The sequence below is a fragment of the Micromonospora phaseoli genome (genome assembly GCF_900109115.1).
GTDB classification, from domain to species: domain Bacteria; phylum Actinomycetota; class Actinomycetes; order Mycobacteriales; family Micromonosporaceae; genus Micromonospora; species Micromonospora phaseoli.
This window is the reverse complement of the sequence record NZ_FNYV01000001.1, coordinates 509003-534256: the sequence shown is the minus strand read 5'-3', so window position 1 is coordinate 534256 and position 25254 is coordinate 509003. Positions and strand designations below refer to the sequence as shown.

Annotated in this window: 21 protein-coding genes and 2 pseudogenes; 10 read left to right on the top strand and 13 right to left on the bottom strand. The window is 72.7% G+C overall.

Annotated features, from left to right (window positions below):
• Positions 1 to 156: 156 nt before the first annotated feature.
• Both BMY89_RS02490 and BMY89_RS02485 read left to right on the top strand, forming a co-directional pair.
• Positions 157 to 549: a YciI family protein gene (locus BMY89_RS02490; protein ID WP_232521061.1), complete on the top strand. Its 393-nt coding sequence runs from the start codon at positions 157 to 159 to the stop codon at positions 547 to 549.
• A complete protein-coding gene (locus tag BMY89_RS02485; protein ID WP_170147589.1) occupies positions 546 to 1787 on the top strand; it encodes an RNA polymerase sigma factor in 1242 nt (413 codons plus the stop codon). The genes BMY89_RS02490 and BMY89_RS02485 overlap by 4 nt, the downstream gene beginning before the upstream one ends.
• Positions 1788 to 1897: 110 nt before the next feature.
• Here the strand turns inward: BMY89_RS02485 and BMY89_RS02480 are convergent, their stop codons facing one another.
• Complete coding sequence (locus BMY89_RS02480; RefSeq protein WP_092374146.1) at positions 1898 to 3304, bottom strand: cellulase family glycosylhydrolase; 1407 nt, start codon at positions 3302 to 3304, stop codon at positions 1898 to 1900.
• A 357-nt stretch (positions 3305 to 3661) separates the two neighbouring features.
• Between BMY89_RS02480 and BMY89_RS02475 the strand changes: the two genes are divergently transcribed.
• Positions 3662 to 4624, top strand: a complete 963-nt coding sequence (locus tag BMY89_RS02475) for a TIGR03557 family F420-dependent LLM class oxidoreductase (protein WP_092374143.1) — start codon at positions 3662 to 3664, stop codon at positions 4622 to 4624.
• The gene (locus BMY89_RS02470) at positions 4621 to 5502 is read left to right on the top strand and encodes an alpha/beta fold hydrolase (RefSeq protein WP_232521010.1); all 882 of its coding nucleotides are present in this window, start codon (positions 4621 to 4623) and stop codon (positions 5500 to 5502) included. Before BMY89_RS02475 ends, BMY89_RS02470 begins: the two co-directional genes overlap by 4 nt.
• A gap of 223 nt (positions 5503 to 5725) precedes the next feature.
• Here the strand turns inward: BMY89_RS02470 and BMY89_RS02465 are convergent, their stop codons facing one another.
• The 8 genes and pseudogenes from BMY89_RS02465 to BMY89_RS02435 all read right to left on the bottom strand — a co-directional run bounded on the left by BMY89_RS02465 (position 5726) and on the right by BMY89_RS02435 (position 12131).
• Positions 5726 to 6559 carry a hypothetical protein gene (locus tag BMY89_RS02465; protein WP_092374140.1) on the bottom strand — a complete coding sequence of 278 codons (834 nt, stop codon included), beginning with the start codon at positions 6557 to 6559 and terminating at the stop codon, positions 5726 to 5728.
• A gap of 125 nt (positions 6560 to 6684) precedes the next feature.
• Positions 6685 to 7461, bottom strand: a complete 777-nt coding sequence (locus BMY89_RS02460; protein WP_232521009.1) for an endonuclease/exonuclease/phosphatase family protein — start codon at positions 7459 to 7461, stop codon at positions 6685 to 6687.
• A gap of 19 nt (positions 7462 to 7480) precedes the next feature.
• Positions 7481 to 8971, bottom strand: coding sequence for a phosphatase PAP2 family protein (locus tag BMY89_RS02455; RefSeq protein WP_092374134.1), 1491 nt, complete (start codon positions 8969 to 8971; stop codon positions 7481 to 7483).
• Positions 8972 to 9074: 103 nt separating this feature from the next.
• Positions 9075 to 10091, bottom strand: coding sequence for a YihY/virulence factor BrkB family protein (locus BMY89_RS02450; protein WP_092374131.1), 1017 nt, complete (start codon positions 10089 to 10091; stop codon positions 9075 to 9077).
• A gap of 96 nt (positions 10092 to 10187) precedes the next feature.
• On the bottom strand, positions 10188 to 11183 hold the full coding sequence (locus tag BMY89_RS02445; RefSeq protein WP_232521008.1) for a diacylglycerol/lipid kinase family protein: 996 nt from the start codon (positions 11181 to 11183) through the stop codon (positions 10188 to 10190).
• 145 nt (positions 11184 to 11328) lie between these two features.
• Positions 11329 to 11508 (bottom strand): annotated as a pseudogene (locus BMY89_RS31660) (Clp protease N-terminal domain-containing protein); the annotation flags it as partial.
• A gap of 189 nt (positions 11509 to 11697) precedes the next feature.
• A pseudogene (locus BMY89_RS31655) lies at positions 11698 to 11895 on the bottom strand (Clp protease N-terminal domain-containing protein); the annotation flags it as partial.
• Positions 11895 to 12131, bottom strand: coding sequence for an HTH domain-containing protein (locus tag BMY89_RS02435; RefSeq protein WP_013732409.1), 237 nt, complete (start codon positions 12129 to 12131; stop codon positions 11895 to 11897). The gene BMY89_RS02435 and the pseudogene BMY89_RS31655, both read right to left, overlap by 1 nt.
• 202 nt (positions 12132 to 12333) lie before the next feature.
• Between BMY89_RS02435 and BMY89_RS02430 the strand changes: the two genes are divergently transcribed.
• The 3 genes from BMY89_RS02430 to BMY89_RS02420 all read left to right on the top strand — a co-directional run bounded on the left by BMY89_RS02430 (position 12334) and on the right by BMY89_RS02420 (position 16551).
• Positions 12334 to 13164, top strand: a complete 831-nt coding sequence (locus tag BMY89_RS02430) for a universal stress protein (RefSeq protein WP_092374122.1) — start codon at positions 12334 to 12336, stop codon at positions 13162 to 13164.
• Positions 13165 to 13282: 118 nt separating this feature from the next.
• Positions 13283 to 15679, top strand: a complete 2397-nt coding sequence (locus BMY89_RS02425; protein WP_092374118.1) for a phosphoketolase family protein — start codon at positions 13283 to 13285, stop codon at positions 15677 to 15679.
• The gene (locus tag BMY89_RS02420) at positions 15676 to 16551 is read left to right on the top strand and encodes a universal stress protein (RefSeq protein WP_092374115.1); all 876 of its coding nucleotides are present in this window, start codon (positions 15676 to 15678) and stop codon (positions 16549 to 16551) included. Before BMY89_RS02425 ends, BMY89_RS02420 begins: the two co-directional genes overlap by 4 nt.
• Before the next feature lie 50 nt (positions 16552 to 16601).
• On the opposite strand, the gene BMY89_RS02415 is transcribed toward BMY89_RS02420, so the two are convergent.
• Positions 16602 to 18530 (bottom strand): heavy metal translocating P-type ATPase, encoded by a 1929-nt coding sequence (locus tag BMY89_RS02415; protein ID WP_092374112.1) that lies wholly within the window; start codon positions 18528 to 18530, stop codon positions 16602 to 16604.
• 185 nt (positions 18531 to 18715) lie between these two features.
• Between BMY89_RS02415 and BMY89_RS02410 the strand changes: the two genes are divergently transcribed.
• On the top strand, positions 18716 to 19720 hold the full coding sequence (locus BMY89_RS02410) for an Acg family FMN-binding oxidoreductase (RefSeq protein WP_170147588.1): 1005 nt from the start codon (positions 18716 to 18718) through the stop codon (positions 19718 to 19720).
• A 106-nt stretch (positions 19721 to 19826) separates the two neighbouring features.
• Positions 19827 to 21500 carry a GAF domain-containing sensor histidine kinase gene (locus BMY89_RS02405; RefSeq protein WP_092375423.1) on the top strand — a complete coding sequence of 558 codons (1674 nt, stop codon included), beginning with the start codon at positions 19827 to 19829 and terminating at the stop codon, positions 21498 to 21500.
• A gap of 46 nt (positions 21501 to 21546) precedes the next feature.
• On the opposite strand, the gene BMY89_RS02400 is transcribed toward BMY89_RS02405, so the two are convergent.
• The gene (locus BMY89_RS02400; RefSeq protein ID WP_092374109.1) at positions 21547 to 22185 is read right to left on the bottom strand and encodes a response regulator; all 639 of its coding nucleotides are present in this window, start codon (positions 22183 to 22185) and stop codon (positions 21547 to 21549) included.
• A gap of 258 nt (positions 22186 to 22443) precedes the next feature.
• Between BMY89_RS02400 and BMY89_RS02395 the strand changes: the two genes are divergently transcribed.
• Positions 22444 to 23418 (top strand): Acg family FMN-binding oxidoreductase, encoded by a 975-nt coding sequence (locus BMY89_RS02395; protein ID WP_092374106.1) that lies wholly within the window; start codon positions 22444 to 22446, stop codon positions 23416 to 23418.
• A gap of 41 nt (positions 23419 to 23459) precedes the next feature.
• Here BMY89_RS02395 and BMY89_RS02390 read toward each other — a convergent pair whose 3' ends face one another.
• Positions 23460 to 24476: an NAD-dependent epimerase/dehydratase family protein gene (locus BMY89_RS02390; RefSeq protein ID WP_092374103.1), complete on the bottom strand. Its 1017-nt coding sequence runs from the start codon at positions 24474 to 24476 to the stop codon at positions 23460 to 23462.
• 257 nt (positions 24477 to 24733) lie between these two features.
• Positions 24734 to 25254, bottom strand: a 521-nt coding sequence (locus BMY89_RS02385) for a substrate-binding domain-containing protein (RefSeq protein WP_175510265.1), incomplete at its 5' end; no start/stop codon positions are given.

Genomic DNA, 25254 nt, shown 5'->3' with positions numbered 1-25254 from the left:
GGGCTGTGAGGTCGCTGAAAACTCTCCGTAGCCGAGCCGGACGGATGACCGGAGAACTTTCTCCGCAAAGTTGTCGAGAACCGGCTCGGCGGCTTCGACCTGCTCGTGAAGGCACCGACAATGGTGCGCAGTCGTGAGGAGACAGCCGTGAAATACATGCTGCTGATGCAGTTCAGCGCCGCCGGGGGCGACTTCCCGCAGCTCCACACCTGGAAGCCGGAGGAGCTTCACGCGCACATCGGCTTCATGGGCGAGGTCGGCGCGAAGCTGGTCGCCGACGGCGAGTTCGTCGACGGGCAGGGGCTCGCCGGGCCGGCGCAGGCCCGGATCGTACGCGCCGGTGCCGGTGGCACCCCGGTGGTGACCGAAGGCCCGTTCGCCGAGACGAAGGAGTTTCTCGCCGGCTACTGGATCGTCGACACCGACACTCCGGAGCGGGCGGTGGAGATCGCCGCCTGGATCTCCACCGCCCCCGGTCCGGGTGGCAAGCCGCTGAACATGCCGATCGAGGTGCACCCGGTGATGTCCGCACCGCCGCAGGACGTGTGACGAACGACCCACTGACCGAGGACCTGCTGCGCGAACTGGCGCCGCAGGTCCTCGGTGTGCTCGCCCGCCGGTTCGGTGACTTCGCCACCGCCGAGGACGCGACCCAGGAGGCGCTGCTGGCCGCCGCCACCGGCTGGCCCCGCGACGGCGTACCGGACAATCCGCGCGGCTGGCTGATCCAGGTCGCGTACCGGCGGATGGTTGAGATGGTGCGGGCCGAGCAGGCCCGGCGGGCCCGGGAGGAGCGGGCCGCGCGGTGGGAGCCGGCAGACCGGCGCAGCGTACCGGCGGCGGACGCGCAGCTGGTCGCGGAGCGCGACGACACCCTGGTGCTGTTCCTGCTCTGCTGTCACCCGGCGCTCTCCCCCGCGTCGGCGATCGCGCTCACCCTGCGGGCCGTCGGCGGCCTGAGCACCGCCGAGATCGCGCGGGCGTTCCTGGTGCCGGAGCCCACCATGGCGCAGCGGATCGGCCGCGCCAAGCAACGCATCCGGGATTCCGGTACGCCGTTCCGGATGCCCGCGGCGGCCGAACTGCCGGCCCGACTGGCCTCGGTGCTGCACGTGCTCTACCTGGTCTTCACCGAGGGACACGTGGCCAGTGCCGGGGACCGGCTGCACCGGGTCGACCTGGCGCACGAGGCGATCCGGCTGGTCCGGGCCCTGCGTGACCGGCTGCCGGACGACAGCGAGCTTGCCGGGCTGCTGGCGCTGATGCTGCTCACGCAGGCCCGCAGTGCGGCGCGCACCGGTGCGTCCGGCGAACTGATCCCCCTCGCCGAGCAGGATCGGGACCGGTGGGACACGAAGGCGATCGCCGAGGGGGTCGCCCTGGTCACCTGGGCCCTGCCCCGGGGGCCGATCGGCCCCTACCAGGTGCAGGCCGCCATCGCCGCCCTGCATGACGAGGCACCGACGGCCGAGAAGACGGACTGGGCACAGATCCTCGCGCTCTACGAGGTGCTGGAGGGCCTGTCGGCCAGCCCGGTGGTGGCCCTCAACCGGGCCGTCGCCACCGCGATGGTGCACGGGCCGGCGGCCGGCCTGGCCGCCCTCGCCACGCTGGACGACGAGGCCCGGCTGGTGGACCATCACCGCCTGCACGCCGCCCGCGCCCACCTGTACGAGATGGCCGGTGACCACGATCGCGCGGTCGCCCAGTACCGTTCCGCCGCCGCGCTGACCGCCAGCCTTCCCGAGCAGCGCTACCTCCTCATGCGAGCCGCCCGCCTCAGCTGAGCCGCCACCGCACAGGCCGGCGCGCACAGCGGGAGCGGGCCTGCGCGGCGGGGTACGACTGGTGGTGGCCGGGTCCGTGGGGACCCGGCCACCGGTGGGGTCAGCGGGGTTCAGCTGGCGGTGCAGGTGGGGGTGGGGGCGGAATTGGTGCCGTTCCAACTGCCGATGAAGCCGAAGTTGGTGCTGGCCCCGGAGCCGAGCCGGCCGTTGTAGTCGACGTTGCGGGCGGTCACGGTTGATCCGCTGCTGGTGACAGCGGCGTTCCAGGACTGGCTCACCGACTGGCCGTTGGCGAACGTCCAACGAACCGTCCAGCCGGTGATGGCGCTGCTGCCGGCGGTCACCCGCACGTCACCCTGGAATCCGCCCTGCCACTGGCCGACGATCGAGTACGTCGCCGTGCAACCGGCGCCCGGCGGCGGGGTCGTCGGCGGAGGCGTGGTGGGCGGAGGCGTCGTGGGCGGCGGGGTCGTGGGCGGCGGGGTGGTGGGCGGAGGCGTCGTCGGCGGCGGCGTGGTGGGCGGCGGGACGCTGTCGTAGACGCTGGCCTGCCGCGAGGTCTGCCGGATGCCGTTGGTGCCGTTGAACAACCGCGTGCCCCAACTGGTCAGCTGGTTCGGGTTGAAGTTGGTGGCCATGTCGAGGTACTCGACGCCACCGCTGTTGCCGCTCCACGACCAGCCCAGCCAGCCGATGCCGTTGGCCTGGGTGTACGAGAGGATGGCATCCTCGTCGGGGTCACCGTCGGAGTGGTTGTGGCCGAACTCGCCGACCACGATGGGCAGTCCCCGGCTGCGGAAGCGCCCCAGGTAGTCACTGATCTCGGCGGCGGTGTCGAAGACGCCGTACATGTGGATCGAGAAGACCGTGTTGCGGGCCGGGTCGGCGTTGAACACCGTCGGCGCGTTGTCACGCATGGTGAAGGACCAGTCCTGACCCCAGTTCGGCGCGTCCACCATGATGGTGTGTTCGATGCCTCCGTTGCGCAGGCGACGGATCGCGTTGGAGGTGTCGGTGGCCCAGGAGGAGTAGTTCTGGTTGCCGTACGGCTCGTTGCCGATGTTGACGATCACGTACGCTTCCTGGCCGTTCAAGGCGCTGGCGATGCTGAGCCAGTAGTCGACCGCGCGGTCGAGGGTGATCGCGCCGCTCTGCTCGCCGTACCCGGTGGTGTCGTGCACCTCCAGCACACAGATCAGCCGGTTGGCCTTGCACAGCTGGATCACGTTGCTGACGTCGGCGGCGCTGTTGCGGGTCCACCGGTCACCGCTGGACAGCACGACCCGCACCGAGTTGGCGCCGAGCGCCTTGACGTTGGCAAAGGAACTGGTCTGAGTCGCGTACCAGGTGTGCGCGTGGTTGACACCGCGCATGATGAACTCGCTGCCGTTGGCGTCGAAGAGCTTGCCGCCGCTGACCGTGAAGCCGGTCGCGGCGTGCGCCGGCGGACCGAAGGCGAACACTGCGGCGACGGTCGCCAGCAGGACGGCGCCGACGCCCGCGAACAGTTTTCTCATGGATTCCTCGCAGGAAGGGTCTCTTTCCCGTGCCCAGGGGGATCAGGTGGTGGCAGGTGTGGTGCGGCTGCAGCCCAACAGCCGCTGACCGTGGCCCGGCGAGGCAGGCATCAGCGTATGCCGATGGCTTTACGAAAGCAACCGGTTCAGTAGACCGGCGGCCCGTGACGACCCAGAAATAACAAGTCGTCACGGGGGCGAACATCCCCACCACAGGATGTGCACCATGCCGGCGTCTGAACCGGTTCAGGTAGACGGTAGGCAGGCATCCGGCGAACCGTCAAGCATCGGGCAGGGTTGACCGAACCGGGCGCGGGTATCCGGAACGGTCCGTCGGGGCATCGGAAGGAGACGTCCATGGTCAGCGTCGGCTACACCCTGATGTGCGAACAGGCAGGCCCCAAGGAACTCGTCGACTACGCGGTGCGGGCGGAGGCGGCCGGTTTCGACCACCTCGTCATGTCCGACCACTACTATCCCTGGCTGGAGTCGCAGGGTCACTCACCGTACGCCTGGTCGGTGCTGGGCGCGGTCGCGCACGCCACCTCCCGCGCGGAGCTGATGTCCTTCGTTACCTGCCCGATCCGCCGCTACCACCCGGCGGTGGTGGCGCAGAAGGCCGCCACCCTCGGGGTGCTCTCCGACGGCCGGTTCACCCTCGGCCTCGGCGCCGGGGAGAACCTCAACGAGCACGTCGTCGGCGGCTGGCCGCACGTGCAGCAGCGCCACGAGATGTTCGAGGAGGCGTTGCAGATCATCCGGCCGCTGCTGAACGGGGAGACGCTGACCTTCTCCGGCAACCACTACGACGTGCCGGACGCGTACGTGTGGGACCGGCCCGACACACCGGTGCCGATGGCGGTGGCCGCGTCCGGCCGGCAGTCGGCCACCCTCGCCGCCGAGTACGCCGACGGGATGATCGCCACCGATCCGGAACCGCACCTCGTGGAGATGTACGAGCAGGCCGGCGGCGCCGGGCGGCCCCGCTACGGGCAGGTGGCCATCTGTTACGGCCCGGACGAGGCCGAATGCCGCAAGATCGCCCACGACCAGTTCCGCTGGTTCGGCCTGGGCTGGAAGGTCAACACCGACCTGCCCGGACCCGACTCGTTCACCGCCGCCACCCAGTTCGTCCGCGAGGACGACGTGGCGCAGGGCATCTCCTGCGGCCCCGACATCGACCGGCACGTCGAGGCGTTCGGGAAGTTCGTCGACGCCGGCTTCACCCACGTGGCGCTGGTGCAGATCGGCGGCGACAGCCAGCCGATGTTCCTGGACTGGGCTCAGGAGCAGCTGCTGCCCCGGCTGCGCGAGCTGTGATCCGGTCTGGCGGGCGGCACCCGGCCACCTCGCTACGGACCACGGAGTGCGGTGCCGCCGCCAGCCGTTCCGGCCCGACGCTGCTGCGTCTCGCCCTGTCCGCGCCACGGGCCGCGACCGGTCTGACCAGCGAGTGGCGCACGGTCGACGGTCTGCGCACCCACGTGCGCCGAAGCGACGACCTCGGCCAGTCGACCCTGCCGGTGCTACTGGTGCACGGGCTGGCCGTGTCGCACCGCTACCTGACACCGCTGGCGGTGACACTGGCCGGCACCCACCCGGTGTACGCGCCGGACCTGCCCGGCTTCGGTCTCAGTGCCCGCCCTCCGCGCGCCTACGACGCCCAGCAGCACTCCGACCACCTGGCTGCCCTGCTCACCGCGTACCGGCTGCCACCGGTCTGCGTGGTGGGCCACTCGTTCGGCGCGGAGGTCGCCGCCGCGCTCGCCGCACGCCACCCGGGCAGGGTACGCGCGGTGGTGCTGGCCGGGCCGACCAGCGATCCGCAGGCCCGCTCGCGGCGGGCCCAGGTGGGCCGCTGGCTGGTCGACACCACCCGAGAGGCGCTCTGGCAGGCCCCCGTTCTGCTACGCGACGTGGTCGACGCCCGTCCGTGGCGGGTGTGGGCCACCTTGTCGCACTCGATCCACAACCGAGTCGAGGACGACCTCACCCGGATCGCCGCCCCCACTGTGGTGGTCACGGGCGCACGCGATCCCCTCGTGCCGACGGCCTGGCGGGCGCGGGTCACCCAGCTGGTGCCCCGGGCCCGAACCGTGGTGGTGCCCGGCGCGGCACACAACGTCGCGACCACGGCACCGCGGCAGGTCGCCGACACCGTCCGGGCCCTGCTCGGTACGAGCATCCCGACGAGCTGACAGAAGGACGAGACCATGCGCATCGGCAACACGGAGATCCGCCCCGCCGGCGGCGGCGTCGGCTGCCTCCTGATGATCCTCTTCTCGATCGTCGCCTCGATCGTCCTGACCGTCCTGCTCAACCTGCTCGTCTGACGCGCGCCACGATCAGCGGCGCACGCCACGATCAGCGGCGCACGCCACGATCAGCGGCGCACGCCACGATCAGCGGCGCACGCCACGATCAGCGGCGCACGCCGAGGACGCTCAGTGCCTCGCGGGTCGCCTGACGGGCCGGGTCGAGGACGCCCCGGCGCAGCCACCGGGCGGCCGGTGAAACGGTCGCCCGCCAGGCAGCGCCGACCGCCCGGCCCGCCGGTACGACGGCGTGCCGCCACACCCAGCGCCCGGCCCACAGCATCGGACGCCCGGTGAGCGCCCAGCACCACCACAGGACACGGCCAGCCGCCCGCCAGGCCCAGCCGAGCACGACGACCACCAGACCGGCCAGAGTGGCGAGCCCCCGGCCGACCAACCGCCCGGCCGGGGTGAGCACCCGGACCAGCCAGACCAGCGGCACCCACAGCAGGTAGTAGAGCGGCACCAGGACCATGACCCGCAGCAACCAGGCCAGGGCCAGGCCGCAGCCACGCAGCAGCCTCCCGAGGAGCTGGCCGCACCACCGCAGCGGAGGCCACAGGGTGCCGCGCCAGAGCCGGACCAGACTGCGCCACAGCCAGGTCAACGGCGACCAGACCAGGTTGCGCCACGCCCAGGTCAGCGGCAGCCAGACCAGGGTTTGCCAGAGCCATCCGGCGGCCCGCAGCGACCAGCGCAGCGGAATCCAGAGCAGGTGGCGCAGCAACCAACCGAACGGGCGCAGCAGCCAACGATCCAGGAACCGCATCGTCGGGGCGAACACCCAGCGGGACAGGCCACGGCCGGTGGCCACCAGCGCTTCCCAGACCAGCCGCACCGGCAGCACCACCACCAGTGCGATCCCCCGCGCCAGCAACGTCACCGGCGACGAGGTGCCGGACGCCCGCTCAGCCCGCCGAGGCGGCGACGATTCGATCACGACCGAAGAGGCTAGCCGTCCCCGGCCCCTGATCGGGTGATCCGCCAAGTCCGCCTGTGCTGTCTTTCGGTCAGTACCGCGCGGGGTAGCCCTCGAACAGACGCGGTTCGGCCAGGACCCACCGGTCAGCGGGGAGGGAGCGGGGGCGGCGACAGGTCGAACTCCGCCAGCACCGGATAGTGGTCGGAGGCGAGTTCGGTCTCGGCGTCGCGGACCACCCGGACGCGGGTGAGACGGGCGGCCAGCGCGCCGGTGCCGAGCAGGTAGTCCAGGCGCATGTCGGCGAACTCCGCCCCGCCGTGTCCGGTCGGCGCGGTCGGCCCGGTGGCGGCGCCGAGGTCGACCAGCCCGGTGGCGAGCAGCCGGGCCACCGCGCGGCTGTCCACCGTCCGCCCGTCGGAGCGCAGGTGCCGGCGGCGGTACCCGGGCGGCAACCGGCCGACCCGCTCGACGTGCTCGTCGTACGGGTCGAGGGTGTTCAGGTCGCCGGCGAGCAGTGCCGGGCCGGCACGGGAGCGACGCAGCGCGGCGGCCGCCCAGCCCGCCTCGACCAGCCGGCGGGTCCCCGAGTACGGACAGAGGTGGGTGCCGAGCACGGTCAGCGGCCCGGCGTCGGTGCCGACCACCACCCGCTGCGCCGCGTGGTGGAACGGCCGGCGGACCGGCCCGGCGGTCAACACCGGCCAGGCCGGGCGCACCAGCACCGCGACCGGCTGCCCCAGCCAGGAGTTGGCCAGATACGGCCGCAGCCCGACGCGGGCGGCGAACCCCGGTACGTCGAGGCCACGCAGTTCCTGGACCGCGAGCACGTCCGGCCGCTGCTCGGCGACGACCTGGGCCACCCGGTCGCGCCGGTCGGGACCACCACGGTCCTGCCCGCCGGTACGGATGTTCCAGGTCATCACCCGCAGCACGGCCGGCTCAGCCCGGTCGTCCGGCCCGGGCCAACTCGTCGTCGAGGGTGTCCACGTCCTCCGACTCGATGGCCGGCTGGTTGCCCTCGTCGACGTCCTCGTTGGGGCGGATCACCCAGTAGAGCAGTCCGATCCATGCCGTGGTCAGCAGGATCGCGCCCATGAAGTCCGTGGGGTGGTGCATGCCCCGGTACATCCGGGAGACCGCCACCCCGACCGGCATGACCACGGCGAGCGCTACGAAGATCCACCGCCACCAACGGTCGGTGCGCGGGAAGACGATCACGGCGATGGCGACCCACAGGCAGAGGGTGGCGGCGATGTGGCCGGAGGGGAACGAGGAGGTCGGCATCGGACCATCCAGGTTCTCCACCGGCGGACGCGGCCGGTCCACCGCCGCGGCGGTGGCGAGGAAGAGGGTCAGCTCCCCGAACATGGTCAACGCCACGAACAGCAGTGGCCGCCAGCGCCGCCAGATCGCCAGCACCAGCGGGCAGAAGATCAGCGAGATGAGCATGATGGCGTGGGTGTCGCCGGCCTTGCTCCACCACCAGCTCAGGTCGTCGAGGGAAGCAGTCCCGTGTTCGGCGAACCAGGCCGGCACCGTCTCGTCGAGCCGGGCGAGGAAGGTGCCGTCGGCGTAGTAGCTGACGAACATGCCGAAGCCGTAGAGGGCGCCGAAGACCAGCACCCAGCCGACCATGATCTCGGCGATACCGGCGCGGGCGTGCGGCAGCAGCTTCTCCTCGTCCGGCGCGGGCGCCACCTCGTGCGCGGCCTCCGGCTCCAGCCCCTCCGTCAGCGGCGTCGCCGGCCGGCCCCGCTCCAGACGCCAGAGCCGGAAGGCGTACGCGGTGACGCCGAGCCAGGCCGCGCCGAGCAGCCAGGCACCGATCACGTCGGAGAGGAAGTGCACGCCCAGCGCGACCCGGGTGAACCCGATCAGGAAGACGACGGCGCCGACTCCGATCATCGCCGGCCGGCGCCAGCGAGGGGCCATCGCCGGCAGGAACACCAGCAGCAGCGCCCCGTAGGCGACCAGCGACCCGAGGGCGTGCCCGCTGGGAAAGCTCTGTCCCGCGTACGCGCCGATCGGCACGTCGACCTCGGGGCGCAACCTGTCGACCAGCGTCTTGAGCGACGGGTCGAGGATCAGCGCGCCCGCACCGGTGGCGATCAGGAAGACCGCGAGCCGGCCCTGCCGGCGGATCAGCAGCCCGACCACGGCCACGGTGACCAGCCAGATGATGACCGAGCGTCCGCCGAGGTCGGTGATCGCGTTGAGCACCGTGACCAGTGGGCCGATCGGCGCCACCTGGTCGTTGAGCCACCGCGCGACGCCATGGTCCACGTCGTACAGCGGCGACCACTTCACGCGCACCAGCACCAGCACCAGTCCGAAGCCGACCCCGGCACCGAGCACGAGCGCCAAGCCGGCGAGCGTACGTTCGGTGAAATGCCCGAGGGGTCGTCGCAATGTGTCCCGCACCGCGCCCACCGCAGCCTCCTTCGCCTCCGGCGTGCCGCGATACCCGCGGACGGCGCCTCTGGCGACGCGCTGTACCCGATCGGGCGCCTGAGTACACCCGCGACGCGCGGATCTAGAGCGCGGTCATCTCGCCGGTGTCGTGCACGGGGACCCGCTGCGGGTTCGGTTCCCACAGGTCCGGCCTCGCCGGCTCCTGCACGCCGATGCGCACCGCCTCCAGTTGAGCGGCGAAGGCGAGCCCGCCGAAGAGCGCCATTCCGGTGAGGTTTGCCCAGAGCAGCAGCGCCATGATCCCGGTCAGCGCACCGTAGGTCTGCCCGAAGTCCTCGCTGAACCGCACGTAGCCGGCGAGCAGCAGGCTGGCCAGCCACCACAGGGCGGTGGCGATGCCGGCGCCGAAGAGGAGCCAGGACAGGCCCGGCTGGTGGCGTCGGGGCGCGTGGCGGAACAGCACCGCCACGGCGAGCACCGTCAGCGCGAGACTGAGTGGCCAGCGCACCACGTCCCAGACCGTGCTGGCGAGGTCACCCCAGGCGTAGTGGCGTTCGACCGAGTCACCCAACGGCCCACCGCCGACCAGGATGAGGAAGCCGGCCAGCGCCGGCAGGCCCGCGGTGACGGCGAGGACGGCGGCCCGCAGGTACTTCCACAGGGCCGGGCGGTCCCGCTCGACGCCGTAGATCCGGTTGGCACCCCGTTCGATCTGCGCCATGGTGCTGGTCAGCGCCACCAGACCGGTGAGCAGGCCCAGGGTGAGCGCCACCTCGCCGATCTCCTCGACCTGCTCGGCGCCCGTGCCTTCGCCCTCGCCGAGCAGGTCGGCGACCATCTGTTGGCTGGCGCCGGGGGTCAGCGCCAGCACGGTGTCGGCGACCACCTCGCCGCCCTCCGCCACGCCCAGCTCGGAGATCAGCCCGGTCAGCGCGATCAGGAAGGGCACCACGGCGAGGCAGAGCTGGAACGCGAAGGCCCGGGAGTGGCTGAACCCGTCGCCGTAGCGGAACCGGGTGAAGGCGTCGCGCAGCAGATGCCAGCCGCCCTCCCGGCGCAGCGTCTGCCACGCGTGGTCGGCACAGAGCTGCTCGTCGGACATCAGCCGGGTCTCCGGCACGATCCGGGTACTACTCACGGGTGCAGCCTTCCGTTCGCGACTGCGGGGCTCGCAAGCTCACTCCTCGCGCTCACCGGGGCAGCCCTTCCGTTCGCGACTGCGGGGCTCGCAAGCTCACTCCTCGCGCTCACCGTGACCCTGCTCTACGAGGCGCTCGCCTCGCTTGGCGGCGGCAGCCGCGTCGTCGGCCAGGTCGGCTGCCTGTGCCGGCCGTGGTACACACAGCCACAGCGCCCGCCGGCGAATCTGCACCCGCAGTTCGCGGCCGGGCTCGATCAGGTCGCCGTCCAACTCGCGCGGCTGAGTTCGGTTGCTGGTTATCTCCACCCGGCGGGCGCGGTACACCTCCAGCCGCGGGACCCGGTCGCTACGGCGCAGCACCGCCCAGCCGAGGGCGAGCCAGTGCCGCAGCGTCCGTGGGGTGAGCACGGCGACGTCAAGGTAGCCGTCATCCGGCTCGGCCTCGGTGAGCAGCGTCAACCCGCCCTGGAGCCGGCCGACGTTGGCGACCAGCACCGAGCGGGCCCGGCGGCGCAGCGGCGGCTGGTCGTCGAGCCGGATCCACACCCTCATCGGCCGGTCCCGCAGGTGCCGTGCGGCACCCACCACGTACGCCGGCCAGCCGATCCGCCGTTTGGTCGTCTCGCTGGTGGCGTCCAGCATCTGGGCGTCGAAGCCCATGCCGGCCATCACCGCGAAGTGGTGTCCATCCACCTCGCCGACGTCCAGCAGCCGCCGTCCGCGCTCCACGGCCACCGCCAGCCCGGCGGCCAGGTCGTCGGAGAGTCCCAGGTTGGCCGCGAGCAGGTTGCCGGTGCCCTGGGGCAGCACGGCGAGCGCCACCTCGGTGCCGACCAGGGCGCTGACGCAGGCCATCACGGTGCCGTCGCCGCCGCAGGCGAAGACCACGTCCACGCCGGCGGCGAGGGCCTGCTCGGTCTGGCCGCGACCGGGATCGTCCACGGTCGTCTCGAACCAGAGCGGCTCGGGCCAGCCGGCCGCGGCGAGCGTGTCGCCGACGGTGCGGCGCAACGCGTCGGGATCGGTCACCTTGACCGGGTTGACTACCACTGCGCTACGCAGCGGCCCTTCCTGCCGTCCAGCTTCCACGGCGTCAGTGTGCAGCACGGTGCGGGGTTGGGCGACCCGACGCCGATGTGGGTCGGTTCACCCGGGCGGCGTCGGTCGACGACGTTTAGAACGGCGGCCCGCCGGGCACGGCGAGCCCTCAGGCGGCGGTCCGCAGGGCGGCCTCCACTCGGCGACGCGTGTCGGCCAGGTCGACGCCGGCCTCGGTGAGCACCAGCGCGGCGAGGCCGTTGCCCTCGCGCAGCAGTCCGAGCAGGATGTGCTCGGTGCCGATGTGCTTGTGGCGCAGCCGCACCGCCTCACGCAGGGACAGCTCCAGCACCTTCTTCGCCCGGGGCGAGAACGGGCCACCGACGTGCCGTCGTCGGCCCCAGCGGCGGCGCGGCGCCGGCATGGCCTCGCGCAGCGCGTCCGGGCCGAAGGATTCCTCGATCCTGGCCACGATGGCCGACAGGTCAATGCCGATCTCGCGCAGTGCGGCGGCGTCGGCCTCGCCCAGGCCGCTGCGGCCGGTCTCAGCGTGTCGACGGATGCGCTCGCGCAGGTCTTCGGCGGTGACGCCGACGTCGCGGAGCACCCGGACCGCCAGGCCGACATCCTCGCCGTCGCCGTCGCCGCCGAGGATGGCGAGCAGCAGATGCTCGGTGCCGACAGGCCGCTCGCCTTCGGCGCGGGCCTCGGCGCGGGCCTGCCGCACGACGCCGCGGGCGCGGTCGGTGAACCGTTCGAACATCACGCCTCCCAGGAGGATTCGACCGCCGGTCGTCCGGCGTGCTTCTTGTGGACCGCCTGCCGGCTGACCTCGAGGGCGTCGGCGATCTCCTGCCAGGACCAGCCCTGCCGTCGGGCGTTGTCCACCTGGACCACCTCAAGCCGTTCGAGGAGCCGGCGCAGGGCGCGAACCGCGCGCAGGCCGACCCGGGGGTCGGTGCTGCCGGCCGCGGCCGCGAGTTCCGTCGCCTGACTCATGCCGTCAACCTACATTGACGCCACACATCTGTCAACCTATGTTGACGCGACCGTGGTCGAGTGGGCCGTGGAGCGGATGGCACAACGAGCCTGTCGAGGTGAGCCCACAAGTCGAGGTGAGCGCCGATCCCGCCCCGAGCGCGTACCGCCGCGACTAGCCTCGGAAACAGGCCGGGCGCGACAGCGGCGGAGGTGATGCCAGATGGCCGCAGCCAGCGACGCGCCGGTGCTGGTCGGGGTCGGTCCCGACGACGCGCTGCCGGTGGTCCGGCTCGCCGCCCAGGTGGCCGCCGCCCACGGACGCGCACTGCACCTGCTGCACGCGTTCAACTGGGCCGCGTTCGACGCGCCGGCCGTATCCGGCTCCCGCACCGATGCCGAGCAGTTGATCGCGCAGGCCGTCGCGGCGGTCAACGAGAGCGAGCCGGGCCTACCGGTCACCACCGAGATCGCCGAGGGTTCCGCCGTGGCGAACCTCGTCCGCAGGTCCGAGGTGGCCTTCCTGGTGGTCGTCGGTGACGGCGGGATGGCGCACTGCGACCGATGCATCCCGGCCGACAGCCCTGCGGTGCAGGTGGCCGCCCGCGCCGACTGCCCGGTGCTGGTCGCCCGGCGGGACCCGCCGCCAGCCGGTCCGGTACTGGTCGGGGTGGACGGCTCGGCGTCCGCCGAGGTCGCCCTGAGCTGGGCGTTCGCCTGCGCCGCCCGGCACAGCTCGCGGCTGCTGGCGATCTGGGTGGTCAACTCCGACGAGGCGATCGAGGAGGCCACCGAGCGACTCGGCGAGCTGGTGTCCCGCTACCGCCTCGGCCACCACGACACCGCCGTTGAGTGCCACGTCATCCGGGGCGAGCCCGGTGAAGTGCTGGTCGACCAGTCGCGATCGGCGCAGCTGGTGGTGGTCGCCGCCCGGGGCGAAGAGCCGTGGCGCGGCATGCTCGGGGCGGTCAGCCAGTCGCTTCTCTATCACGCACCGGCCCCGGTGATCGTGGTCCGTGGCGTCTCCGGCCCACCGAGCCGCAACAGGTCGTGACACCCGAGCCGGTAGGACCAACGGCCCTGATCCATGACCGCCGATCTGGGCCAAGCTGATACAGGAAACCGCGCGTTGCGGATGCAGGATTCACCGACCCGGGAGAGGCTCACGCAGTATGGACACCGCGATAGACCCGCAGAGCACCCTGACCGATGACGAACTGCGCCGGCTGGACGCCTACTGGCGGGCCGCGAACTATCTCACCGTCGGGCAGATCTACCTGCTGGACAACCCGCTGCTGCGCGAACCGCTGTCCGCCGAGCACATCAAGCCGCGGCTGCTGGGGCACTGGGGCACGTCACCCGGCCTGAACCTGATCTACGCCCACCTCAACCGGGTCATCGTCGCCCGCGACCTGTCGGCCATCTACATCACCGGCCCGGGGCACGGCGGCCCGGCGCTCGTGGCCAACACCTGGTTGGAGGGCACCTGGAGCGAGCGGTACCCCGGCACCGGCCGCGACGAGGCCGGCATGGCCCGGCTGTTCCGTCAGTTCTCCTTCCCCGGCGGTATCCCCAGCCACGTGGCGGCCGAGGTGCCGGGCTCGATCCACGAGGGCGGCGAGCTGGGGTACGCGCTCAGCCACGCCTACGGTGCCGCGTTCGACAACCCGGACCTGCTGGTCGCCTGCGTCATCGGGGACGGGGAGGCGGAGACCGGGCCACTGGCCGGCAGCTGGCTGTCCAACGTCTTCCTCAACCCCGCCCGCGACGGCGCCGTGCTGCCCATCCTGCACCTCAACGGGTACAAGATCGCCAACCCGACCGTGCTGGACCGGATCCCCGAGTCCGACCTGCTCGACCTGATGCGCGGCAACGGCTACCAGCCGTACGTGGTGGCTGGTGACGAACCGGCCGAGGTACACCGGGCGCTCGCCGCCACCCTCGACCGGGCGCTGGACGAGATCGCCGCGATCCAGCGCCGCGCCCGCTCGGGAGCGCCCGCCGAACGTCCCCGCTGGCCGATGATCGTCCTGCGTACCCCGAAGGGCTGGACCGGCCCCAGCAAGGTGGACGGCAAACAGGTCGAGGGGACCTACCGCGCCCACCAGGTACCCCTGTCCGGGGTCCGCGACAACCCGGATCACGTGGCCGAACTGGAGCGTTGGCTGCGCAGCTACCGGCCGGAGGAGCTGTTCGACGCCACCGGCGCCCCGGTCGCCGAACTCGCCGCGCTGCCGCCCACCGGAGAACGCCGGATGAGCGCCAACCCGGTGGCCAACGGCGGCGTGCTGCTGCGGGACCTCAACCTGCCCGACTTCCGGGACTACGCCGTCGACGTGCCGCACCCGGGCTCGACCGTCACCAGCGCCACCGGTGAACTCGGCAAGTGGGTACGCGACGTCATCGCCGCCAACCCGCAGACCTTCCGCCTCTTCGGACCGGACGAGGTCGCCTCGAACCGGCTCCAGGCGGCCTTCGAGGTCACCGACCGGGTCTGGATGGCGGGTACGGTCCCCGGCGACGACCATCTCTCCCCCGACGGGCGGGTGATGGAGGTCCTCTCCGAGCACCTCTGCCAGGGCTGGCTCGAGGCCTACCTGCTGACCGGTCGGCACGGCATCTTCACCAGCTACGAGGCGTTCATCCACATCGTCGACGCCATGGTCAACCAGCACGCCAAATGGCTGAAGGTGACCCGGGACATCCCGTGGCGGATGCCGGTGGCGTCGCTGAACTATCTGCTCTCCAGCCACGTGTGGCGGCAGGACCACAACGGCTTCTCCCACCAGGACCCGGGCTTCATCGACCACGTGATGAACAAGAAGGCCGAAGTCGTCCGGGTCTACCTGCCCCCGGACGCCAACACCCTGCTCTCCACCATGGACCACTGCCTGCGCAGCCGGCACTACATCAACGTGGTGGTGGCCGGTAAGCAGGCCGCCCCCAGCTGGCTGACCATGGACGAGGCCATCGCACACTGCCGACGCGGCGTGGGCATCTGGGACTGGGCCGGCACCGACGACGGCAGCGAACCGGACGTCGTCCTCGCCTGCGCCGGAGACGTGCCGACGCTGGAGACCCTCGCCGCGGCGGACCTGCTGCGTCGGCACCTGCCGGAGCTGAAGGTACGGGTGATCAACGTGGTCGACCTGATGCGGCTCCAGCCGCCGAGCGAACACCCGCACGGCCTGCCGGACTCCGAGTTCGACACCCTGTTCACCCAGGACAAGCCGATCATCTTCGCCTACCACGGCTACCCGTGGCTGGTCCACCGCCTCACCTACCGCCGCACCAACCACGACAACCTGCACGTCCGTGGGTACAAGGAGGAGGGCACCACCACCACGCCCTTCGACATGGTGATGCTCAACGACCTGGACCGCTTCCACCTGGTGATCGACGTGATCGACCGGGTGCCCGGCCTGGCCGCCCGCGCCGCGCACCTGCGGCAGGAGATGACCGACGCCCGCCAGGCGGCCCGCGACTACACCCGCCGGTACGGCGAGGACGACCCCAAGGTCGCCGAATGGCGTTGGATACGTGAAACCGACGAGGGAGCACCGTCATGAGTGACACGGAGATCGTGGTGGGCTACGACGGCTCACCGGACGCCACGGCGGCGCTGCAGTGGGCGCTGCAACAGGCCCGGCAGGACGACCGCGCGGTCCGACTGGCGTACGTCTTCGAATGGCTCACCGTGGCCGGCTGGGTCGGGCCGGGCGTGACGCCGGGAATGTGGCCCGACGAGCAGGCCCGGCGGCAGGTCGAGGAGCTGGTCGGCAAGGCGGCGGCCGACGCCGCCGCTGCGCACCCCGAGCTGACCGTACGCGGGGATGTGCTCGACGGGCCGCCCGCCCTGGTCCTGGAGGAGATCTCGGCGCAGGCCGGCCTGCTGGTGCTGGGCAGCCGCGGGCACGGCGGCTTCGCCGGTCTGCTCGCCGGCTCGACCGCCGTCACCGTCACCGCGCACGCGCACTGCCCGGTGGTCGTGGTGCGCAGCGACTCGGCCGCGGGTGCCCGCACCGGGCACGTCGCGGTCGGCGTGGACGGTTCGGAACCTTCGCTGCTGGCCCTCGGCTTCGCCGTCGAGCAGGCGTCGCTGCGCCGGGTGCCGCTGCACGTGGTGCGCGCCTGGCAGCCCCGCCGTGACCAGTGGAGCCTCACCGGCGAGCAGGCCCGCGACGCGGCGCTGGCCGACCAGCGCGCCGATCTGGACGAAGCGCTGCACCGCTGGCAGGGAACCTTCCCGGACGTCGAGGTCAGCGTCGAGACGGCCGCCGCCGCGCCGGCCGGCCTGCTGATCGACGCCAGCCGCAACGCCCAGCTGATCGTCGTCGGCACCCGGGGGCGCGGCGGGCTGCGCGGAATGCTGCTCGGCTCGGTCAGCCAGCAGCTCATCCAGCACGCGCACTGCCCGGTGGCGGTGGTCCGGGAACGCTGATCCCGACCGCGTCGGCCGGCCCGGATCAGGCCGGCCGCCGCGGGCCGGGATCAGGCCGGCCGCCGCGGGCCACCGCCGAGCGCGCGCAGCGCGTTGAGGATCACCAGCACGTCGATCCCCTCCTGAAGGAACGCCCCGGCCACCGGGGGTAGCCGGCCGGCCGCCGCGAATCCCATCGCGAGCACCGCCAGGCCCATCCCCACCGTGGCGCTCTGCACGGCGATCCGGCGGGCGTACCGGGCCACCTCGACCGCGTCGGCGAGCGGATCGAGCCGGTCGACGGTCAGCACGGCGTCGGCGACGTCGGCCGAGGCGGTCGCCCCGGTGGCACCCATAGCCACGCCCACGTGGGCCTCCGCCAGTGCAGGCGCGTCGTTCACCCCGTCGCCGACCATCACCGTGACCGCCCGCCCCGCCTCGGCACGTACCCGGCTCACCTTCTCCTGCGGCGTGCACCGGGCCAGCACCTCGTCCACGCCGACGGCCTCGCCGACCCGCCGGGCGACCTCCGGCCGGTCCCCGGTGACCATCACGATCCGGGCCAGCCCGGCCGCGCGCAGCCGGTCCACCGCGCGGCGGGCGTCGGGGCGTACCGGATCCTCCAGCAGCACCGCGCCGAGCGGCCCGGCGTCGTCGGTCACCCAGACCACGGAATGCCCCGCATCCTGCGCCCGGGAGCGGGCCTGCCCGGCCCACTGCGGCGGTTCCCCACCCAGCTGCCCGACCCGGATCCGCCGCCCGGCCACCCGCCCGCTGACTCCCCGGCCGGGCTCCTCGGTCACCTCTGTCGGTGTGTCCAGCCGAACCCTCTGGTCATGGGCGTGGCGTACCAGGGCCGCCGCCAGCACGTGCGGAGACAACTGCTCCACCGAGGCGGCCAGACGCAGCACCTCGTCGGGTTCGCCGCCCGGCGCCACGACGATCTCGGCGACCCGGGGACGGCCGGCGGTGAGGGTGCCGGTCTTGTCCACCAGCAGGGTGCGTGCCCGCCCCAGCGTCTCCAGCGATGCGCCGTCGCGCACCAGCACCCCCCGCCGGGCCACCCGCGACAAACCGGAGACGATGGCGATGGGGGTGGCCAGCAGCAGCGGGCACGGGGTGGCCACCACCAGCACCGCCACCGCCCGGACGAACTCCCCGGACACCGCCCAGCCCAGGCCCGACAGAGCGAGGGTGAACGGCACGAAGGCGGCGGCGTACCGGTCGGCCAACCGCACCGTCGGGGCCTTGCGGGCGGTCGCCTCCTCGGCCAACCGGACGATCCCGGCGTACGTGCTGCGACCGGCGCTCTCGGTGGCCCGCAACCCGAACCCGGCGCCCGCGTTGACCACGCCACTGGCCACCTTCTCGCCCGCCGCCCGCTCCACCAGCCGGGACTCGCCGGTGACCACCGACTCGTCCAGCGTGGCCGGCGACTCGGCCACCCCGTCGACCGCCACCACGTCGCCGGGGCCGACCAGCAGCCGGTCGGCCACCGCCACCCGGTCTGACGGCACCACCTCCACGCCGCCGTCGGCGGTACGTCGCCGCGCGGTACGGGGGGCCCGAGCGAGCAGGGCACGCAGGTCACGGGTCGCCCGGCGCTGCGCGTACGCCTCCAGGGTCCGGCCGGTGGCCAGCATCAGCGCGATCACCGCACCGGCCAGATACTCGCCGACGCCGAGCGCGCCGGCCAGCGCCAGTACCGCGATCACGTCCACCCCGAACCGCCGACGCCAGAGGTCACGCAGCACCGAGGCGGCGGCCGGCAGCAGCGCGATCACGGTCGCCAGCGCCCATACCGCGTCGGCGGCACCGGGCTGCCCGGACAGCCGTACCGCCGCGCCGGCCAGCACCAGCGCGGTGAGACCGGTCAGCGGCGTGAACAGCAACCACCGGCGGCGCCGAGCAGGCCGCTCGGGTTCGGGCCGCGCCGGCCGTGCCGGCAGGCACTCGGGCGCGTCGCGATCCGGTCCACCCGCGGCCGACGGCTCTGTCACCCGCGAATCGTCCCAACCTCCGGGGAGCGGTGTCGGGCGCTCCGGTCAGAATGCGGGCCCAAGTGCCCGCCGACGCGGGGCATCCGGGACGTGCGGGCGGCCTGCCGATGGCGCACGATGAACCGGACCGGCCCACGGCCGTACCGAGGTGCGGCACGATGGGCAGAGACGGAAAGGTCGTGAGGATGAGCCAACAGACGCCGGCTACCCACCGCCCGCTGACCACCGCCCTCGCGGAGGCCGCCGCGATGGCCGGTCACGCGCCGTCGGTGCACAACAGCCAGCCGTGGCGCTGGCGGGTGCTTCCCGACGCGCTGGAGTTGCGGGTGGTCCGCGACCGCCAGTTGGCGGCGACCGATCCGGAGGGCGAGCTGATCACGCTGAGCTGCGGGGCGGCGCTGCACCACGCCCGGCTGGCGCTGGCCGCCGAGGGGTGGGCGGCGACCGTGCAGCGGATGCCCGACCCGGCCCAGCCCGAACTGCTCGCCCGGCTGACCGACCTCCGCTCCACCGGGGTCGACCCGGACGCGATGCGGATGGTGCAGTGCATGCAGGTGCGGCACACCGACCGGCGGCCGGTCAGCGACGAGCCGGTCGGGGAGGAGCAGCTGAACGCGATCGCGGAGGCCACCGCCGGGGAGGGCGCCCGGTTGGAGATCCTCGACCGCGACCAGGTGCTGCAGTTGGCGGCCGCCGCCTCGCACGCCGCCACGGTCGAGGCGGACGATTCGCAGCTGCGTGCGGAGCTGGACTACTGGACCGGCCGCACCGGCGGCGTCGGGCTCAGCCCGGAGGTGCTGCCCGAGCAGCCGCCGCAGACCACCGTGCCGGGGCGGGACTTCCGCCGCCCCGGCACCCTGCCGGCCGGTCCGGGGCATGATCAGGCGGCATCGTACGGGGTGCTGTACGGCGACGAGGACACGCCGACCAGTTGGCTGCGGGCCGGCGAGGCGCTCTCGGCCGCCTGGCTGGTGGGCACCCGGCTGGGCATCTCCATGGTGCCGCTCAGTGGGGTGGTGGAGGTCCCCGGCACCCGGCAGATCCTGCGCCAGGTGCTGGCCGGGATGGGCCACCCGTACCTCGCCCTGCGCATCGGCGTCGCGGACCCGGACCACGCCGGACCGCCGCACACCTCCCGACTGCCGCGCGAGCAGGTGGTGGACACCTCGGCGGTGGACGGTGGCGCCTGACCGCAACCGCACACCGCTGGGCGTTCTGTCCGGGCGGCCCGCCCGCTAGCATCGCTGGGTGACCGTCGGCGCACCCAACCCCCGGCACGAGCCACCGTCGCTCGGGCTGAGTCCGCTGTCCAGGGTCCGTCTGGACGAGCTGCTCCAGGAGATGCTGGACCGCGTCGGCGAGGTGGTGACCAGCCGGGAGCGGCTGCGGGCGCTGCTCGACGCGGTCGTCGGCATCGGCACCGACCTGGATCTGCGCAGCACCCTGCAACGGATCGTGCAGTCGGCCTGCGACCTGGCCGGCGCCCGCTACGGCGCCCTCGGTGTGATCGGCCCGGACCGACTGCTGTACGACTTCATCACCCACGGAATCTCTGCCGAACTGCACGCGCAGATCGGGGACCTGCCGCACGGTCGGGGCGTGCTCGGTCTGCTGATCGACGACCCGAAGCCGCTACGGATGCCGGACATCACCCAGCACCCGCAGTCCTACGGGTTCCCGCAACACCATCCGCCGATGCACACCTTCCTCGGCGTGCCGGTACGCATCCGCGACCAGGTCTTCGGCAACCTCTACCTGGCCGAGAAGCAGGGCGGCGCCCAGTTCACCGACGACGACGAGGAGATCGTCGTGGCGCTCGCGGCGGCGGCCGGCGTGGCGATCGAGAACGCCCGGCTGTACGCGCTGGCCCATCGGCGGGAACGCTGGCTCGCCGCCACCGCCGAGATCACCTCGCTGCTGCTCGGCGAGGTGCGCCGCACCGACGCGCTGACCCTGGTGGCGCGCCGTGCCCGGGAGGTCGCCGAGGCCGAGCTGGCCCTGGTGCTTCTCTACGACGACGACGCGGAGCACTTCACGGTGGAGGTCGTGGACGGCGTCGGCGCTCAGGCCCGTGCGTTGGTCGGTGCGGTGCTACCGGCCGCGGACACCAGTTTCGCCGGTCATGTGGCCCAGCGCCGGCACGACTCGGTGGACGACCTGGCCCACGCCGCCCCCTGGCCGGCGATGCTGCACACCGGGCCGGCGGTGATCTCGCCGCTCGCCACCGCGGACACCCTGCACGGCGTGCTGGTGATCGCGCACAGCGCCGAGCACAGCGGTGTCACCGACGACGACGTGACCCTGCTCGGCAGCTTCGCCGGACAGGCCGCGCTGGCCATGGAACGCGCCCGCGGTCAGGAGGAGCGGGAGCAACTGGTGGTCCTCGAGGACCGCGAGCGGATCGCCCGGGATCTGCACGATGTGGTGATCCAGCGGCTGTTCGCCACCGGCCTGCAACTGCAGAGCTCGGTGCCGCTGACCGCGCGGCCGGAGGTCGCCAAGCGGATCAACGCCGCGGTCGACGACCTGGACACCACCATCAAGGACATCCGCCGCACCATCTTCGAGCTGCGGACCCCGATGAGCGCGGCGCTGCGCACCGAGATCCGGGAGGCGGTGGAGGCGGCCGCGGAGTCGCTGGGTTTCCGGCCGAGGCTGGAGCTGACCGGTCCGGTCGACAGCGCCATACCGGACGAGGTCCGTCCCGACCTCACCGCCGTGCTCCGCGAGGCGCTGTCCAACGCGGTACGGCACGCCGGAGCCTCCCGGGTGTCGGTGGCGGTGAGCGTCGACGCCGCCCAGGTAACCGTCACCGTCACCGACGACGGGGTGGGGTGCGACCCGGCCGCCGCCCGGGGTGGGCTGGTGAACCTGCGCGAGCGCGCCGAGCGGCACGACGGCACCTTCGAGGTACGCCCAGCCGAGCCGCGCGGCACCGAGCTGCGCTGGTCCGTCCCGCTGCGCGACTGACCGCCGTAACTGGCAGCCCTCGGCTGGCGCGCCGGACGGGCGGACGTCAGCGGTTCTTGCCCAGCAGGCGAGTGGCCAGCACGGCTGCCTGGGTACGCCGTTCCAGGCCCAGCTTGGCCAGCACGCTGGAGACGTAGTTCTTGACCGTCTTCTCGGCCAGGAACATCTTGCCGGCGATCTCCCGGTTGGTCAGCCCCTCGGCGACGTACTCCAGGATCCGCCGCTCCTGCTCGGTGAGCGCCTGCAGCTCGCGGGGCTGCTCCACACCGCTGCGGATGCGTTCCAGCACCCGTGTGGTGATCGCCGGGTCGAGCAGCGACTGACCCGCCGCCACCCGGCGTACCGCGTCGACCAGGTCGGTGCCGCGGATCTGCTTGAGCACGTACCCGGAGGCCCCGGCCATGATGGCCGCGAACAGCGCCTCGTCGTCCTCGTACGAGGTGAGGATCAGCCCCTTGATCGAGGAGTCCACGGCCCGGATGTCCCGGCAGACGTCGATGCCGTTGCCGTCGGGCAGCCGGGCGTCGAGGATCGCCACGTCGGGCCGCAGTGCCGGAATCCGGCGGGCCGCCTCCGGTGCGGAGCCGGACTCACCGACCACCTCGATGTCGCCACTGGCGTGCAGCAGGTCGGCGAGGCCACGACGGACGACCTCGTGGTCGTCAAGCAGAAACACCCGGATCATCCCCTGTTTCTACCCGCTCCCCGCCACCCCTCACACGGGCCAAAGGTCCCAACCCCCACCCCCCAACCCTGTTGATCAAGAACTTTGCGTCTGGTATCGGGCCGGATCCCGACCAAAACTTCTTGATCAACAAGGGGGTGGGCGGGGTGGGGTGGGTGGGGCGGGTGTCCTGGGGGTTCGGGACGTGTGGCCCTGCTCGGCCGGGGAGCGGCGGGGGCACCGTTGGGCTGTACCAGGTGAGCGCGAGGGGGCACGACCATGGAAAACGGCTACACCGTCGAGCAGCTGCGGTCCGCCGCGACCGATGCGATCCGGGCACCGTCCCTGCACAACGTCCAGCCGTGGCGGTTCCGGCTGCGCGACGGCGGGATCGAGGTGCTCGTCGACCCGACCCGGCGGCTGCCCGCCACCGATCCGAGCGGCTGGGGCGCCCGCGTCGCCTGCGGGGCGGCGCTGTTCAACCTGCGTCTGGCCCTCGCGGCGGCGGGTGCGCCGGCGACGGTGCGGCTGCGCCCCTACCCGGCGGAGCCCGACGTGCTGGCCCGGCTACTGCCGGACCTGCCACGGCGGCCCTCCCCCGCCGAGCAGGACCTCTACTCGGCCATCCCCCGCCGGTTCAGCAACCGCGCCCCGTTCTGGCCGGACCCGGTCCCCGCCGACGCCCGCTGGCGGCTCGGTGAGGCGGCTCGCGCCGAGCACTGCTGGCTGGAGCTGCTGATCGGGGTGAGCGCGGTCAACGCGTTCGCCGAGATCGCGCACGGCGCGCACCGGGTCCTCGAACGTGACCCCGCCTACGGGGCGGAGCGGGAGGCGTGGGTACGCGCCGAGCACGCCCCCGACGGGATTCCCGCCGCCGCCGGGGGCGTGCAGGCCGAGCCGCAGGACCTGCTGCCGTCCCGCGGCTTCGGCGGCGTGCAGCGGGCGCCCGGCCGCGACTTCGAGCCGGAGCCGCTGGTCGCGGTGCTCGGTTCGGCCGGCAACACCGCCGTCGACCAGGTCGTCGCCGGTCAGGCGTTGCAGCGGATGCTGCTGACCGCCACCGACGCCGGGCTGTCGGTGTCGATGCTGTCCCAGCCGATCGAGGTGCCGTCGGCCCGGGAGCAGCTTCGGATGTCACTGGGCCGGTTCGGTACACCGCAGATGGTGATGCGGATCGGGTACGGCCAGCCCGGCTGGCCCACCCCCCGCCGCCCGGTCGACGAGGTGCTGGACCTGCCCGTACACCTGGCGTGACGCGCCGGCGCGGCAGCGCGCAGGCCCGCGTCAGGCGGACGTCAGGCGGACGTCGCCGGTTCGCCGAGCGCGCCGAGCAGCTCGGTCTCCCGCGCCGGGTCGAGGCCGATCGGTTCCCGGGCCGGACGACCGGCGCGAGCCGGCACGCCGCCTACCTGCCGCAGCCAGGCCCAGGTGTCGGCCACGGTGTCGGCCACCGGCCGACAGGTCAGCCCAGCGGTGTGGGCGCGGCCTACATCGATCTGCTGCATCCACCGGTACTCGTGCCCCGCCGGGATCCAGACGGGCAGATCGTTCCAGGGCTCCACGCCCGCCGCGAGCAGGCGCTCCGGGTCGACCCAGTGCAACCGGGCGGCGGCGCCGGTGGCCGTCACGCAGGCGGTCAGCAACTCCCCCATGGTGGTGTGGCCGGGCCGGCTCACCACGTTGACCGGTCCGCCCAGGCCCGCGGTCGCGGCGTCCAGCAGGAAGACGGCCAGGTCGCGGACGTCGACGTACTGCACCGGCAGGTCGGCGGGGCCGGGCACGAGCACGTCGCCGCCCCGGGTGATGCGGTGCAGCCACCATGGCAACCGGCCGATGTCCTCCCCGGGGCCGAGGATCAGCCCGGCCCGGGCGAGCAGCACCCGGTCACCGAAGACCGCCCGCAGGGCCTTCTCCGCACCCGCCTTCAGGGTCGGGTAGTCGCCGTCGAGGGCGTCCGGGTCGGCGTCCACCAGCGGGGCCTGCTCGGTGACGCCGGTCGCCACCGGGGGCGCGTAGACCGAGCCGCTGGAGACGTAGACGTAGTGCCCTACCCGCGCGGACAACGCCTGCGCCGCCGTCCGCGCGGCCTGGGGCGCGCCGTCCCAGGTGTCGACGACGAGGTCCCACTCTCCGTCGGCCAGCGCGGCGAGCCCGCCGGGCGTCGTCCGGTCACCCACCAGCCGCCGTACGCCCGCCGGAGGCGCCCCGTGCCGTCCCCGGTTGAACACCGTCACCGACCAGCCTCGGTGGACCGCCTCGGCGACCGTCGCCCCGCCCACGAATCCAGTTCCGCCCAGCATGAGGAGTCTCATCTGCCTCATCCTGCCCATGGTCGACCCGGTGCAGAATGCCGTTTCACCCTCAGCAGATCTGCTGAGGACAGATCCGGCCGTGGTCGACGGACCGGCACCGTGTCCGGCGGACGCAGAACGAGTCCGCCGGACACGGCCGGGCGGCGCCGCGGGCACGGCGGGCACCACCAGCCAGCTCCTTCATCGAAGGTTGGCGAATCCAATCGTCGGCCGTCCGCCGTGAGGACGTCAACAACTTCCGGAAAAGTATCGATAGTTTAACGTCGGGCGACCGGGGCGGCGGCGCTGTCGCGGACGACGAGTTCGGTGGCCAGCTCCAGCCGAGGACTCTCCACCTTCTCGCCCCTGGCCAGCCGCAACACCGTACGAGCCGCCAACATCCCCATCTCCGCCAACGGCTGCCGCACCGTGGTCAACGGCGGCGAACACCACCGCACCTCCGGCAGGTCGTCGAAACCCACCACACTGATGTCGTCCGGCACCCGCAACCCCCGCTGACGCACCGCCTCGTACACACCCAGCGCCATCTGGTCACTCGACGCGAAGATCGCCGTCGGCGGGTCGGTCAACCCCAGCAACCGCCCCCCACCGGTGAAGCCCGCCTCGTGGTAGAAGTCCCCGGGGCAGACCAGGTCCTCGTCGAAGGAGAGCCCGGCGGCCTCCAGGGCGGCCCGGTAGCCGTCCATCCGCGCCCGGCTGCACATCAACTGCGGCGGACCGGCGATGAAACCGATCCGCCGATGCCCCAGACCGATCAGGTACTCCGTCGCCCGCAGGC

What these genes read in the sequence shown, in the direction of transcription:
- BMY89_RS02490 (WP_232521061.1), top strand. Translation starts at nt 157, where the DNA reads ATGCTGCTGATGCAGTTCAGCGCCGCCGGGGGCGACTTCCCGCAGCTC.
- BMY89_RS02480 (WP_092374146.1), bottom strand. Translation starts at nt 3,304, where the DNA reads ATGAGAAAACTGTTCGCGGGCGTCGGCGCCGTCCTGCTGGCGACCGTC.
- BMY89_RS02475 (WP_092374143.1), top strand. Translation starts at nt 3,662, where the DNA reads ATGGTCAGCGTCGGCTACACCCTGATGTGCGAACAGGCAGGCCCCAAG.
- BMY89_RS02460 (WP_232521009.1), bottom strand. Translation starts at nt 7,461, where the DNA reads ATGACCTGGAACATCCGTACCGGCGGGCAGGACCGTGGTGGTCCCGAC.
- BMY89_RS02435 (WP_013732409.1), bottom strand. Translation starts at nt 12,131, where the DNA reads ATGAGTCAGGCGACGGAACTCGCGGCCGCGGCCGGCAGCACCGACCCC.
- BMY89_RS02430 (WP_092374122.1), top strand. Translation starts at nt 12,334, where the DNA reads ATGGCCGCAGCCAGCGACGCGCCGGTGCTGGTCGGGGTCGGTCCCGAC.
- BMY89_RS02425 (WP_092374118.1), top strand. Translation starts at nt 13,283, where the DNA reads ATGGACACCGCGATAGACCCGCAGAGCACCCTGACCGATGACGAACTG.
- BMY89_RS02420 (WP_092374115.1), top strand. Translation starts at nt 15,676, where the DNA reads ATGAGTGACACGGAGATCGTGGTGGGCTACGACGGCTCACCGGACGCC.
- BMY89_RS02410 (WP_170147588.1), top strand. Translation starts at nt 18,716, where the DNA reads ATGAGCCAACAGACGCCGGCTACCCACCGCCCGCTGACCACCGCCCTC.
- BMY89_RS02400 (WP_092374109.1), bottom strand. Translation starts at nt 22,185, where the DNA reads ATGATCCGGGTGTTTCTGCTTGACGACCACGAGGTCGTCCGTCGTGGC.
- BMY89_RS02395 (WP_092374106.1), top strand. Translation starts at nt 22,444, where the DNA reads ATGGAAAACGGCTACACCGTCGAGCAGCTGCGGTCCGCCGCGACCGAT.
- BMY89_RS02390 (WP_092374103.1), bottom strand. Translation starts at nt 24,476, where the DNA reads ATGAGACTCCTCATGCTGGGCGGAACTGGATTCGTGGGCGGGGCGACG.